The following is a 14295-nucleotide window of genomic DNA, read 5'->3' as shown; positions in this document are numbered from 1 at the left end:
CTGCACCTGCCTGATTGCCGCGCCGTTCGCGCTCTTCGGCACCGACGATGCATTCGGACATCCATCCGCCACAGCCTGAGCCCCGTTCGGCGCAGAACCCTGCCACGTAAAGTCGTCCGTTTGACCCGAGCGAATCGTCCGCGTCTCCGATTCGTTGCCATAGTTCTTCGACACCATTTTCACGGTGTATTTGATCGGCCCGTCATTGGCCGCTTCGTTCTGTACTTTGATGCCCGGCGTCGCGTGCGCCGAAACGATGGCGCCGATCGCGAGCGCGCCGACAAAAATGCGACTGACGTTCGAACGACGATTCATCCCGAACCTCCGTGATAAGCGCTGTGCGGAGCCAGTCTAGCGCCGCGCATCACGGGAAATCGTAGTGGAAAACCCGTGGCGCGGCATGGCGAAAATCAAGCGCCGTTCGAATTCGCTCGTCGCTTTAGAAGCCCGTCATCACCAGCTTGCCGATCGCGCGCCCTTGTTCCAGCAGCCGATGCGCCTCGCGCAGATTCGCCGCGTTGATCTTGCCGAGATCGCGCCCGATGGTCGTACGCAGCGTGCCTGCGTCGATCAGCCGCGCCACTTCGGACAAGAGCTTGTGTTGTTCGATCATGTCCGGCGTCTTGAACATCGCGCGCGTGAACATGAACTCCCAATGAAACGCGCCGCTCTTCGATTTCAGCAATTCGACCGGCAACGGCTTCGCATTTTCGACAATCGTGCAGATGCCGCCCTGCGGCTTGATGACTTCCGCGGCGGCCGGGAAATGTTTGTCGGTATCGTTGAAAATCAGTACGTAATCGACTTGCGGGAAGCCGATTTCCTTCAGTTGCTGCGGAATATCCTCGAAGTGATTGACGATATGATCCGCGCCGAGATCCTCCGCCCATTTCGCCGATTCGGGCCGCGAGGCCGTCGCGATCACCTGAAGCTTCGCCACGCGCTTCGCCAGCTGAATGCCGATCGACCCAACCCCGCCCGCGCCGCCGATAATCAGCACCGATTTGCCCGCGTCCTTCCCTTCCGCCGATACGCGCAGCCGGTCGAACAGCGCTTCCCACGCGGTGATGGTCGTCAGCGGCAAGGCAGCAGCGCACGCAAAATCGAGCGACTTCGGCTTGCTTCCGACGATGCGTTCATCGATCAGATGGAACTCGCTGTTCGCGCCAGGACGCGTGATATCGCCCGCGTAGTAGACCGGATCGCCGACCTTGAACAGCGTCACGTCCGGACCGATGGCCTCGACCACGCCCGCCGCGTCCCAGCCGAGCACGCGCGGCTGCGCTTCCGTTTTGTCCTTCGGCGCGCGCACTTTGGTATCGACCGGATTGACGGCGATGGCTTCGATTTTGACCAGCAGATCGTGACCGGTGGGCATCGGCTTATCCAGTTCGATATCGATCAGCGATTCGGGGTTGGAAATCGGCAGATAACGGGTGAGGCCGATGGCTTTCATTTGTGTGTGGCTCCGTTGAGGTTAGTAGGTTCATCTTAGTGCGCGCCACCTTCGCTGAAAACCGCGATAATCGCTGAAACATCTTTCGGAGAATCCATCGAATGAGTGGCGATTCGTGGTCTGAGCAGCGTGATCGGCTGGATTTGCTCGACGTCAGCCTGTTCATGCGCGCCGCCGCTTTGGCGAATCTGTCGTCGGCGGCGCGCGAGTTCGGGCTGTCGCCGGCGGTGGCGAGTGCGCGTATCGCCGGGCTGGGGCGCATGCTGGGCGCGCGGCTGCTGCATCGGACGACGCGGCGCGTGTCTGTCACGCAGGAAGGCGAAATCTTCGCCGCCCACGCCCGCGATCTGCTCGATAAAGCCGATGCCGCGCGCGCCTCCGTCGGTCATGCGCGCGAGCATCCGCATGGGCGGCTGCGCGTGACCATGCCTTCGTCGCTCGGGCGTCAGCATATTTCTCCGCTGATTCCCGCGTTCCTTCAGCAATATCCGGGCGTGAGCATCGAATTGCGCATGACGGATCAGATCGTCGATCTCGTCGATGAAGGCATCGATCTCGCCATTCGTATCGGCGCGTTGAAGGATTCGACGCTCATCGCGAAAAAACTCGCGAGCAATCGCCGTGTGCTGTGCGCATCACCCGCGTATCTGGCGAAGCATGGCAGGCCGACGCATCCTGCCGATCTCGCGCAGCACGAATGCGTGATCCTTGCCGATCAGCGCGATTGGGCCTTCGTCACGCCGACCGGTGTGATCGATGTGCGCGTCTCGGGCCGCCTCGTCACCGACAACGGCGAAGTGATCCGCGATGCGCTCGCGGCGGGCATGGGCATCGGCCTGAAATCGACGTGGAGCGTCGCGCCTTTGCTGGCGAGCGGCGAACTCGTCACCGTGCTCGATGACTATCCGCTCGCGCAGACGGTCGCGATCTGGGCGGTTTATCCGAGCCGCGCGTTCGTGCCGCCGAAGACGCTCGCCTTCATCGACTTTCTGACCGCGCAATTCGGCGAGCCGCCGTACTGGGATGTCGATCCCGCGAACGTTCAGCGCTGAAGGTTCTTTACAATGTCGGCTTCGCGCCCTGACCTCATTCCGTCGATGAACCTCGTCATTCAAAGCCTCGCCCCCATTTCCGATGATCATCTGCGCCCGCTCGCCGCGCTCGCCCGTTCGCGCGAAACGAAGCGCATCAGCGAAACGCTCGTGCGTCTGATCAATGCCGATCCGATCCAGCGCCCCGACATCGACGCGTATTGCGGCGCGCATCGGCTCGATTACGCGTATATCGCGCCGGACGCGAAGCTGGCCGACTTCGGCCTCGTTGCGATGGATATGGATTCGACGCTCATCACGATCGAATGTATCGACGAAATTGCGGATTTTTGTGGGCTGAAAGCCGAAGTCGCAGCGATCACGGAAGCGTCGATGCGCGGCGAGATCAAGGATTTCAGCGAAAGTCTGACGCGACGCGTCGCGCTGCTGAAGGGACTTGAAGCAAGCGCCTTGGAGCGCGTCTATGAAGAACGTCTGCGTCTCTCGCCGGGCGCGGAAAACATGCTGGAAGGCGCACGCGCGGCGGGACTGAAAACGCTGCTCGTCTCGGGCGGCTTCACGTTCTTTACCGAGCGATTGAAAACGCGCCTCGGCCTCGACTATACGAACGCCAACACACTCGAAATCGTCGATGGCAAGCTGACCGGCAAGGTGCTCGGCGAAATCGTCGATGCAGATGTGAAGGCGCGCACGCTGCGGGAAACGTGCGCGGCGATTGGCATCGATCCGAAGCGCGCCATTGCAATGGGCGATGGATCGAACGATCTGAAAATGATGGCGGAAGCGGGTCTGTCGGTGGCGTTTCGCGCGAAGCCGATCGTGCGGCAATCGGCAAGTCTTGCGTTCAACTTCATCGGATTGGATGGTTTGTCGCGTTTGTTTTAATGCTGAACGGCGCCTTTTTTCAAAGGCGCCGCGTTTCATTTTTCACGCAAAGGCTTTAGCCAAAGCCGCTTCGATATCCGCGCGCAAATCGCCCACTTCTTCCAGGCCGATGTAACACCGCACCAGCACGCCGTCATGCGGCCATTGCGATGCGGTGCGCATCGAGCGCACGTCGTACGGCATCGCGAGACTGTGCGAGCCGCCCCAACTCCAGCCGATCGAGAACAAGTCCAGCGCTTCGACGAAGGCATCGACTTGTGCGGCGGTGTATCGCTTGTCGAACACGATGGAAAACAAGCCGCCCGCGCCGCCCTTGAAGTCGCGCTTGAAAATCTCGTGGCCGGGGCAATCCGCAATCGCCGGATGCAGCACCGCCGATACTTCCGAACGCGTCTTCAGCCACGTCGCCAATTCGAAGGCCGCGCGATCGTGCGCTTCGTAACGCAGTTTCATCGACGACAAACTGCGCAGCACGAGCGACGCATCGTCCGATGAAACGCCTACGCCCAGCCGCATGCGCGCGCGCTTGAGCTTCTTATGAAGCTCGACATCGCGCATGATGGTTGCGCCCATCAGAATATCGCTGCCGCCTGACTGATACTTCGTCAGCGCCTGCACCGAAATATCGACGCCGTGATCAAAAGGCTTGAACGCGAGTCCCGCCGAATACGTGTTGTCGATCGCCGTGACGATGCCCTTCGCGCGCGCGACTGCGGCGATGGCGGGCACGTCCTGCACTTCCATCGTCACCGAACCGGGCGCTTCGAGCCAAATCAGCTTGGTGTTCGCGCGGATCAAATCGGCAATGGCTGCGCCGATCATCGGATCGTAATACGTCACTTCGATGCCGAAGTCTTCCACCAGCCAGTCGGCGTGATCGCGATTCGGTCCGTACGCATTGTCGGGAATCAGCACGTGATCGCCCGATTTGACCAGCCCGAAATACACGTTCGAGATCGCCGCAAGTCCGGACGGCTGCAACAGCGCGTACTCGCCGCCTTCGATGGCCGCGAGCCGTTGCATAAGCGCCATCGTGGTGGGCGTGCCGTGCAAGCCGTAACGCCATTTGGAATCATCGCTCCAGACCAGCGAACGCATGCTCGCGAGATCCGGAAACACCACCGTCGATGCCCGCGCCACCGGCACCGAAAACGATGCGAATCCCGGCGTAATGTTGTCTTCCGACTGGACGATGCGCGTCTGCATGTCGAGCTTTTTGCTGCTTGATTCAGTCATAAAAGTCTTTATTCGCCGATGATCACGTTGCTGGTACCGCCCACGGAATTGCGCGGCGGCGCCGGTTCCAGCGATGGCGCGGCCGGCTTGCTGCCGCTCAAAGGCGGAAGCGTTCTGCCAGCAATCGCGGGACGCAAATCGAAGGGCTGCGGGTTCGAATCGTCCGGGTTCATGCGTTCGCCGGACACGCTGCCGTCCGCCGCGAACTTGCCGACCCAGTTGCCGGTGATATGCGTGCCGTCGTTCGATTCCTCGATTTCCAGCGTATCGCCGTCGCGGTCGCCTGCGACCAGAAACACCGCAGGATTGCCGATGAATTGATACTCGCCGTGAACGCCCGATGGATCGTCTTCGGGACCGGATTTCGCGCCGAGTTTCATATCGATCTGCTTGTCGCCGAGCGTGCCGATATAGTGCGGAAACTTCGCGTACTCCGGGTTCGGCGTCAGCGGTTTGACGGGCGGCGCGGCGAGCGCCGCGATCGCTTCCTGCGCGCCGTGTGCGTCCGCACCGATCGGCTCGCGCTGATCGGGCGGCAAGACACCGGCCGCGCCGGACGCGCCGGGTTGCATCGGTGAGTTACAGCCTGCCACGGCGAGCGCCGCGGCGAGGCATGCCAAAGTAATACTTCGATTCATCCTTCCATCCTTCAACACTTCAGATACGCTCGAAGATCGCCGCGATGCCCTGCCCGCCGCCGATGCACATCGTCACGAGCGCATAACGCCCGCCGATGCGTTGCAGCTCATACAGCGCCTTCACGGTGATCAACGCGCCGGTCGCGCCGATCGGATGCCCGAGCGAAATGCCCGAGCCGTTCGGATTGACCTTCGCGGGATCGAACTTCAATTCCTGCGATACGGCGCACGCCTGCGCGGCGAACGCCTCGTTGGCTTCGATCACGTCGAGATCGTTCACGGTGAGGCCTGCGCGCTCCAGCACCTTCTGCGTTGCCGGCACGGGACCGATGCCCATGATCTTCGGATCGACGCCCGCGTGCGCATAAGCAACCAGACGCGCCAGCGGCTTCACGCCGCGCTTTTCCGCGACGCCACGTTCCATCAGCACGACGGCCGCGGCTGCGTCATTGATACCGGATGCGTTGCCCGCGGTAACCGTGCCGTTTTCCTTCGCAAAAACCGGCTTGAGCTTGGCAAAGTCTTCGGCGGTGGCGTTCATGCGCACATGTTCATCGCGCTCGAAAACCGTGTCGCCTTTTTTCGATGCCAGCGTGATCGGCAGAATCTGGTCCTTGAAATAGCCGGCTTCGATTGCCTTCGCCGCGCGCCGGTGCGATTCCAGCGCCAGCGCGTCCTGCATCTCGCGCGTAATGCCGAACTTCGCCGCGACGTTTTCCGCGGTCACGCCCATGTGGATCTTGTCGAACGGATCGTTCAGCGCGCCGACCATCATATCGACGATGCGCGCATCGCCCATGCGCTGGCCGAAGCGTGCGGCGGGCATGATGTACGGCGCGCGGCTCATGCTTTCCGCGCCGCCGCCAATGGCGATATCCGTATCGCCCAGCAAGATGGATTGCGATGCCGAGACGATCGCCTGCAAGCCCGATCCGCACAGCCGATTCACCGTCAGCGCAGGCGCATGTTGCGATACGCCGCCGTCCAGCGCCGCGACGCGCGCGAGGTACATATCGCGCGGCTCGGTCTGGATCACGTTGCCGAACACGACATGACCGACGTCATCGCCCGTCACGTTTGCGCGGGACAACGCTTCGCGCACCACGCGCGCGCCGAGATCGGTCGGAGCGAAATCCTTCAGCGCGCCGCCGAAATCGCCGATTGCCGTGCGTACGCCGCTTGCCACCACCACTTCACGCTGCATGTCTGAGTCTCCATCAGTTGTGATTCGTGATTCGGTTCGACAGACGCCCCGCGCGATCATTCCGCAAGTGCACGTTCCACTGTCGCTTTGTCGGGGATCGGTGCGACCGCGCCGTAGCCTTGCGTGGACAATGCCGCCGCGACGTTCGCATAGCGCGCGGCCGCGAACGGATCGTCACCCGCGACGATGCGCGCGATAAACGCGCCGCCGAAGCAATCGCCCGCGCCGGTGGCATCGACCGCATTGACGACGCGGCCCGGCACCACACGACGCTCGTCCGGCGTGGCGATATACGCGCCTTCCTTGCCGAGTTTCAGCGCGACGACCTTCGGCCCGAGCGCGAGCAGCGCATCGACGATGGCGTCCTTGTCTTCGTGGCCGGTGAGCAGCGTGACATCGTCCCAGCTCGGCAGGCAGATATCGGTCTGGCGGATGGCTTCGAGCATGACCGCGCGGGCGCGCGCCAGCGGCCAGAGTTTCAGGCGCAGGTTCGTATCGAAACTGACTTTGACGCCGTGCGTGTGCGCATGGTCGATAGCGGCGAGCGCGGCATCGCAGGCATTCACGCCGATGGCGAGACTGATGCCCGACAGATGCACGACCTTGGCGGCGGCGATGGCATCGAGCGGCAGATGGGACGGCGCATAACGGCTCGCCGCCGAACCCGCACGCAAATAGTCGAAGCGATGCCCGTTCTCGCCGTGCGACACGAAATACACGCCCGTCGGCGCGTCATGATCGACACGTACCGTTGATGTATCGACATTCTCGGTGCGCCACAGATCGAGCAGCAATTGCCCGAACTGATCGTTGCCGACGGCGGACACGAAGCCCGTCGCCGCGCCCTGCCGCGACGCCGCAATCAGAAAATTCGATACATCGCCGCCGAAGCCTTGCAGATAGTTCGGCTCACCGCGGGTCGATTGATTGAACTCGATCATCGCCTCGCCGAGTGCGAGGATCTGCGCTGTACGCGGCATGGTCAAACCTCGCCCCAGAGATCGTGGCCGTCCGCGCCGGTGATTTTCACCGAGACGAAATCGCCGGCCTTGTAGCGTTTCGATGCCTTCGTCGCCGGCGCGATGTACACCACGCCGTCGATTTCGGGCGCATCCGCTGCCGTGCGGCCGACGCCGCCTTCGCTGCTGGTTTCATCGACGAGCACTTTCAGCGTCTTGCCGACCTTTTTCTTCATGCGCTTCGCCGACAGTTCTTCGGCCAGCTCCATGAAGCGCGCGCGGCGTTCTTCGCGGACTTCGTCGGGCAACGCGCCTTCGAGTTCGTTGGCGGTCGCGCCTTCGACCGGCGAATACGCGAAGCAGCCGACGCGATCCAGATCCGCTTCGACGATAAAGTCGAGCAGCGTCTGAAACTGCTCTTCGGTTTCGCCCGGAAAGCCCGCGATGAACGTGCTGCGAATGGTCAGGTCCGGACAAATCTCGCGCCACGTGCGCACGCGTTCGAGCACCTTCTCGGCGTTGGCGGGACGCTTCATGCGTTTGAGCACCTCGGGATGCGCGTGCTGGAACGGCACGTCGAGATACGGCAGCACGTGGCCGCGCAGCGGACCTTCGGCCATCATCGGAATGACTTCATCGACGCTCGGATACGGATACACGTAATGCAGACGCACCCACGCGCCGTATTGCGATGCCAGTTCGCCGAGCGCGCCGACCAGATCGGTCATGCGCGTCTTCAGCGGCTTGCCATTCCAGAAGCCCGTGCGATATTTCACATCGACGCCATACGCGCTGGTGTCCTGCGAAATCACCAGCAGTTCCTTCACGCCGGACTTGAAGAGATTCTCGGCTTCGAGCATCACTTCCGCGACGGGACGCGAAACGAGATCGCCGCGCATCGACGGAATAATGCAGAACGTGCAGCGATGATTGCAGCCTTCCGAAATCTTCAGATACGCGTAATGACGCGGCGTGAGCTTGATGCCTGCGGGCGGCACGAGATCGGTGAACGGATCGTGCGGCTTCGGCAGATGCGTGTGGACCGCGTTCATGACCTCGTTGGTCGCGTGCGGACCGGTCACGGCCAGCACCTTCGGATGCACTTCCTCGATCAGCCCGGTGCCGCTCGCGCTCTTCTTCGCGCCCAGACAGCCGGTGACGATCACCTTGCCGTTCTCGCTCAGCGCCTCACCGATGGCGTCGAGACTTTCCTGCACGGCTTCATCGATAAAACCGCAGGTATTGACGACGACGAGATCCGCGCCGTCATAGGAACCGGAGATTTCGTAACCCTCGGCGCGAAGCTGAGTGATGATCTGCTCGCTATCGACGAGGGCTTTGGGACAACCGAGACTGACCATGCCGATTTTCGGCGCGGGCGTGCTAGTGCTTGATTTCAAAGGCGTATTCACGGGGACATCCAGAAAGGGGCGCGGGCAGCGGCCGCGCGCGCCGCCAGAAAAGGCGAATCCGATATTTTAGCTGGTTACGCGCGAGGCGACTGCCGGACCGGCTTGCGGACCGATGCGATCACGCGCACCTGATGAGAACATCAGCCGGAATAGGCAAGCCCTCGTGCAGCCGGCGAATCATGGCGGACTCATCGCGCACTTTCCCGCAAGCAAATGAGCCTGAAATCGTCGCCCTAAATACTGATAAGAGGCGATTTCTCGCGTACGTTTCCGACGCGCCGCCGGATTCGCCGCTGCTATCGCTTCTTCGATGTGATGGTGAAACGCGAAACCAACCGCTATCTGTCCGAGGACTACGCTTTCTGCCGCCGCTGGCGCGGTTGCCTATCGCGGGGATTTCGGCGCGGCGTTCGCGCAAGATCCGGCGAGAGCGGTCGGCGGGCAGTGAGGCTTACTTTTTCTCGGGAGTCGGCGTATTGGGCGTCGGGAACGGAAACGTGTTGAACATCGTCTTCGCCTGGTTCTGCATCTGCTCCTGCATCTGCACGAACATGTTTTTCGACTGCTCGATATAGCTGGTCATCATGCCCTGCATCATCGGCGCCTGCATGTTCATGAATTGCGACCAGACTTCCGGGTTCAGCGCGTTGCCGTCATAGATGCCCTTGCTTTGCTCGGACAGCTTCTGCTGGATATCGATGAACGCCTGGATGTTCTTTTCCAGATACGTGCCCATCATGCCTTGCATCGCGTGGCCGTAGAAACGGATGATCTGCGAGAGCATCACCGATGAAAACATCGGCAATCCGCCGCTTTCCTCTTCGAGAATGATCTGGAGCAGGATGCTGCGCGTCAGGTCGTCGCTGGACTTGGCGTCCAGCACCTTGAAGTCTTCCTGATCGAGCACGAGTTGCTTCACATCGGACAGCGTGATGTACGTGCTCGTCTCGGTGTCATAGAGGCGCCGGTTCGGATATTTTTTGATGAGTCGTTCGGCGGATTTCTTTGTAGTAGTAGTGGTGGTCATTGAACGCCTTTAAACGCAAGACTTTACTGCGATGGCAGCAAGCATGTCTTGCGTTGTCGCAAAAAAGCGTTGCTGCGTGTTCGCCGCATCGTTGATAAATCCGGCGAGTGGCGGCTTCCCGTTCGCGCACGTGGCAGGCGCGCTCAGGCGGGGAGCCACCGCCCGTCAGCCCATGTGCAAGCCGCCGTTCAGCGAGAAGTCCGCACCGGTCGAGAAGCCCGACTCATCGGACGCCAGCCACGCGACGATCGAACCGATTTCAGCCGGCGTGCCCAGACGGCGCACCGGAATCGTCGCGACGATCTTCTCCAGCACTTCCGGGCGAATGGCCTTCACCATGTCCGTGCCAATGTAGCCCGGCGACACCGTGTTGACCGTCACGCCCTTGGTCGCGACTTCCTGCGCGAGCGCCATCGTAAAGCCGTGAATACCGGCCTTGGCGGTCGAGTAGTTGGTCTGACCGAATTGCCCCTTCTGCCCGTTCACCGACGAAATATTGATGATGCGCCCGAAGCCGCGCTCAACCATTCCATCGATCACCTGTTTGGTCACGTTGAACAGGCTCGTCAGATTGGTGTCGATCACCGCGGTCCAATCTTCGTGCGTCATCTTGCGGAACACGACATCGCGCGTGATACCGGCGTTGTTCACCAGGATATCCACTTCGCCGACTTCGGCCTTGACCTTGTCGAACGCGTTCTTAGTCGATTCCCAGTCGCCCACATTCCCTTCCGACGCGATGAAGTCGAAGCCGAGCGCCTTCTGATCTTCGAGCCACTTCACGCGGCGCGGCGAGTTCGGGCCGCAGCCCACGACGACCGTGAAGCCGTCCTTGAGCAGACGCTGGCTGATGCTGGTGCCGATGCCGCCCATCCCGCCTGTTACATACGCTACACGCTTCGCCATTTCTCACTCCATTTTCGTTATGCGGACGGCTTTCTCCTGGCCGCCCGCTTGGCCCTTCCCAATACTGCTACCGGTTCTTACGGACGTTCTACCGCGAGCGCCACGCCCATGCCGCCGCCGATACACAGCGAGGCCAGGCCCTTCTTCGCATCGCGCTTCTGCATTTCGTGCAGCAGCGTCACCAGAATCCGGCAGCCCGATGCACCGATCGGATGACCGATCGCGATGGCCCCGCCGTTCACGTTGATCTTCGACTGATCCCAGCCCATTTGCTTGTGCACCGCCAGCGCCTGCGCGGCGAACGCTTCGTTGATTTCCATCAGGTCGAGGTCGTTGACGCTCCAGCCTGCGCGTTCGAGGCATCGCTTGGAGGCAGGCACCGGACCCATACCCATGATCTTCGGATCGACGCCGGCGTTCGCGTACGCCTTGATGCGCGCCAGCGGCGTGAGGCCCAGCGCTTCGGCCTTCTTCGCCGACATGACGATGACTGCGGCAGCGCCGTCATTGATACCGGATGCGTTGGCAGCCGTGACCGTGCCTTCCTTGCTGAACGCAGGCTTCAGGCTCGACAGCGCTTCAGGCGTCACGCCGTGACGCACGAATTCATCCGTGTTGAACAGCAGCGGATCGCCTTTGCGTTGGGGAATCGAGACCGGCACGATTTCATCGTTGAAGCGGCCGGACTTCTGCGCGGCTTCGGCCTTGTTCTGCGACAGCGCCGCGAACTTGTCCTGATCTTCGCGCGAGATTCCGAACTCGCGCGCGACGTTTTCAGCCGTCGTGCCCATGTGGTAGTTGTTATAAACGTCCCACAGGCCATCGACGATCATCGAGTCGATCAGCTTGGCGTCGCCCATGCGGAAGCCATCGCGCGAGCCCGGCAGCACATGCGGCGCGGCGCTCATGTTTTCCTGACCACCGGCGATCACGATGTCCGCATCGCCCGCGATGATCGCGTTGGCGGCGAGCATCACGGCCTTGAGGCCCGAGCCGCAAACTTTGTTGATCGTCATGCCGGGAACCATATCCGGCAGACCAGCCTTAATCACCGATTGACGCGCCGGATTCTGCCCCGAACCCGCCGTCAGAACCTGACCCAGAATCACTTCGCTAATCTGATCGGGCTTCACGCCCGAGCGCTCCAGCAGCGCCTTGATCACCGTCGCGCCGAGGTCAGGCGCCGCGATCTTCGCGAGCGAGCCACCGAACTTGCCAACAGCCGTACGCGCGGCCGATACGATCACTACGTCAGTCATTTTGGTTTCCTTTGGCATCGTCAGCCGATGCCGTTGCGATCAATCGAATGCGTTTTTCGTGATGCCAGTCAAGCGCTACGACGCTCAGGCGTCGCGCGCCATCACGTAGCGTCCCGGCGCCGGTTCGATCACCGGATACGCCTTCGAGCCTTGCGCCGCACCCGCTTTCACCTGCTCGCCCGCGTTCTCTGCGAGCCATGCCGACCACGTCGGCCACCAGCTTCCGGGATGCTCGGTCGCGGCGTCGAACCAGGTGTCGGCGTCTTCAGGCAACTGGTCGGCGTCGTCGATGATCCAGAAACTGCGCTTGTTCTTCGACGGCGGATTGATCACGCCCGCGATATGCCCCGACGCGCCCAGCACGAATTTCTGCGGGCCGGAGAGAATCGGCGCGGACGCATACGCCGATTTCCACGGCACGATATGGTCTTCGCGTGAACCGTAAATAAACGTCGGAAGCGTGAGGCTCGACAGATCGACGGACTGGCCGCAGACCTTGAGCGCGTTCGGCTCCTTCAGCTTGTTCTCAAGGTACGTGTTGCGCAGATACCAGACGCACATCGGGCCCGGCAGGTTGGTCGAATCGCTGTTCCAGAACAGCAGGTCGAATGCCTGGGGCGTGCGCCCTTTGAGGTAGTTATCGACGACGTAGTTCCACACCAGATCGTTCGGGCGCAGATACGAGAACGTGTTGGCGAACTCGACGCCGCGCATCAGTCCCGGCGGCGTGCCGTTCTTGCCGCCGATCGACTGCTCGCGCATCTGCACGTGCGATTCATCGACGAAGACATCGAGCACGCCGGTGTCGGAGAAATCGAGCATCGAGGTAAGCAGCGTCATCGAAGCCGCAGGGTCTTCGCCGCGCGCCTTGGCCACCGCCAGCGCCGTCGCCAAAATCGTTCCGCCGATACAGAAGCCCAGCGTATTGATCTGCGCTTCGCCGCTGATTTCCTTCACTGCGTCGATCGATTCGAGCACGCCTTCCTGCACAAAATCGTCCCACGTCTTGTGCGCAATGGATTGATCCGCGTTGCGCCACGAGATGATGAACACCTGCTGGCCCTGCTCCAGCGCGTAACGCACCAGCGAGCCTTCCGGCGACAAATCGAGAATGTAGAACTTGTTGATGCACGGCGGCACGATCAGCAGCGGCCGCGCATACACCTTCGGCGTGAGCGGCTTGTACTGAATGAGCTGCATCAGCTCGTTCTCATACACCACCGAACCTTCCGTCGATGCCACGTTCTTGCCGATCACAAAACGCGATTCATCCGACTGGGAAATCTTGCCGCGCTGCATATCGCCGAGCAGATTCATCATGCCCTGACGCAGGCTCTCGCCCTTGCTTTCGATCAGCGTCTTCTGCGCTTCCGGATTCAGCGCGAAATAGTTCGAAGGCGACGCAGCCGCGGCCCATTGCTGAACCGTGAAGCGAATGCGTTCACGCGTTTTCGGATCGCTTTGAACGGCGTCGGCCAGTTCTTGCAGATACCGCGCGTTGAGCAAATACCACGCGGCGGTGAATGCATACGCGGGCGTGGATTGCCAGGTGGTATCGGAGAAACGGCGGTCTTTCAGCGCCGAAGGATCGATCTGCTGTGCGCTCGCTTGCTTGAGCAAGTCGGCGGCATCGCGCGAATAGTCGCTTTGCAGTTGATGCAGTTTTTCCGGTGCAATCGCTGCCGTGGGAATTTTCGGTAAGGTCGGCAAGCCCTGCATCGCCGCGCCGAAGCCCGGCATGCTGCTCGCAAACTTGGCGAATTCGCCCATGCCGTTCATCTTCGACAGATCGGGCATCTGCGGCATCGCGCCAAGATTGCCGAGGTTGGCGAAGGGATTGGCCGATGGATCGGAAAACGCTTTGGTGAACGCACTGAATGCGGCGAAGGGCGAGGCGGCATCGCCTGCGGCATTCGCCTGAGGATTCATGCTTTGACCGAGCTTGGCCCACTGCGCGGGGTCAGCCACGCTGCGCCAGGCATTGAGCCATTGATCGAATGCCTGCTGCACGCCATTCTGTACGCCGGCTGGATCGGCTGATTGCGCCGTCGAGCTTTCGGCAGTACGGGAGCGGGAAGTTGAGGAAGAGTTTTTGGAAGCCATACCCGCTATTGACCTTGAGTCTCGCAAGACTGATTGCTGATGCAGGCATTGCCGGGCTTTGTTTCAACCAGCGCGCAAATGATGATGCGCCCTCTGCGCGCGGCAAGCATTGCCCTCGCTACGCCGTGCCCGATTGATCGAACTCCAGAAACATTCTT

Annotated in this window: 13 protein-coding genes; 2 read left to right on the top strand and 11 right to left on the bottom strand. The window is 61.3% G+C overall.

Annotated elements, in window-relative coordinates; all coding sequences use genetic code 11:
- Both P7F28_RS27415 and P7F28_RS27410 read right to left on the bottom strand, forming a co-directional pair.
- Positions 1–315 (bottom strand): DUF6013 family protein (locus P7F28_RS27415; RefSeq protein ID WP_277187985.1); only part of this gene is annotated, 315 nt, incomplete at its 3' end.
- A 124-nt stretch (positions 316–439) separates the two neighbouring features.
- Positions 440–1456, bottom strand: coding sequence for a zinc-binding alcohol dehydrogenase family protein (locus P7F28_RS27410; protein WP_277187984.1), 1017 nt, complete (start codon positions 1454–1456; stop codon positions 440–442).
- A 101-nt stretch (positions 1457–1557) separates the two neighbouring features.
- Between P7F28_RS27410 and P7F28_RS27405 the strand changes: the two genes are divergently transcribed.
- Together P7F28_RS27405 and serB are read left to right on the top strand one after the other, a co-directional pair.
- Positions 1558–2508: a LysR family transcriptional regulator gene (locus P7F28_RS27405; RefSeq protein ID WP_277187983.1), complete on the top strand. Its 951-nt coding sequence runs from the start codon at positions 1558–1560 to the stop codon at positions 2506–2508.
- Positions 2509–2553: 45 nt separating this feature from the next.
- A complete protein-coding gene (serB, locus tag P7F28_RS27400; protein ID WP_277188010.1) occupies positions 2554–3393 on the top strand; it encodes a phosphoserine phosphatase SerB in 840 nt (279 codons plus the stop codon).
- Positions 3394–3435: 42 nt separating this feature from the next.
- Here the strand turns inward: serB and P7F28_RS27395 are convergent, their stop codons facing one another.
- The 9 genes from P7F28_RS27395 to phaC form a co-directional block, all read right to left on the bottom strand.
- Positions 3436–4629, bottom strand: coding sequence for a cystathionine beta-lyase (locus tag P7F28_RS27395; protein WP_277187982.1), 1194 nt, complete (start codon positions 4627–4629; stop codon positions 3436–3438).
- Positions 4630–4637: 8 nt separating this feature from the next.
- On the bottom strand, positions 4638–5267 hold the full coding sequence (locus tag P7F28_RS27390) for a hypothetical protein (RefSeq protein WP_277187981.1): 630 nt from the start codon (positions 5265–5267) through the stop codon (positions 4638–4640).
- 19 nt (positions 5268–5286) lie between these two features.
- On the bottom strand, positions 5287–6471 hold the full coding sequence (gene bktB / locus P7F28_RS27385; RefSeq protein ID WP_277187980.1) for a beta-ketothiolase BktB: 1185 nt from the start codon (positions 6469–6471) through the stop codon (positions 5287–5289).
- 56 nt (positions 6472–6527) lie between these two features.
- Positions 6528–7451, bottom strand: coding sequence for a sugar kinase (locus tag P7F28_RS27380; RefSeq protein WP_277187979.1), 924 nt, complete (start codon positions 7449–7451; stop codon positions 6528–6530).
- 2 nt (positions 7452–7453) lie between these two features.
- Positions 7454–8791 carry a 30S ribosomal protein S12 methylthiotransferase RimO gene (rimO, locus tag P7F28_RS27375; protein ID WP_277188009.1) on the bottom strand — a complete coding sequence of 446 codons (1338 nt, stop codon included), beginning with the start codon at positions 8789–8791 and terminating at the stop codon, positions 7454–7456.
- Between the two features lie 502 nt (positions 8792–9293).
- On the bottom strand, positions 9294–9869 hold the full coding sequence (gene phaR, locus P7F28_RS27370) for a polyhydroxyalkanoate synthesis repressor PhaR (protein WP_277187978.1): 576 nt from the start codon (positions 9867–9869) through the stop codon (positions 9294–9296).
- A gap of 165 nt (positions 9870–10034) precedes the next feature.
- Complete coding sequence (locus P7F28_RS27365) at positions 10035–10775, bottom strand: 3-ketoacyl-ACP reductase (protein WP_277187977.1); 741 nt, start codon at positions 10773–10775, stop codon at positions 10035–10037.
- A 77-nt stretch (positions 10776–10852) separates the two neighbouring features.
- Positions 10853–12034: an acetyl-CoA C-acetyltransferase gene (locus P7F28_RS27360; RefSeq protein WP_277187976.1), complete on the bottom strand. Its 1182-nt coding sequence runs from the start codon at positions 12032–12034 to the stop codon at positions 10853–10855.
- An 84-nt stretch (positions 12035–12118) separates the two neighbouring features.
- Complete coding sequence (gene phaC, locus P7F28_RS27355; protein WP_277187975.1) at positions 12119–14137, bottom strand: class I poly(R)-hydroxyalkanoic acid synthase; 2019 nt, start codon at positions 14135–14137, stop codon at positions 12119–12121.
- Positions 14138–14295 lie beyond the last annotated feature (158 nt).

The organism is Caballeronia sp. BR00000012568055 (assembly GCF_029439455.1).
Taxonomy (GTDB): Bacteria; Pseudomonadota; Gammaproteobacteria; order Burkholderiales; family Burkholderiaceae; genus Caballeronia.
This window is presented reverse-complemented; position numbering and strand designations above follow the sequence as displayed.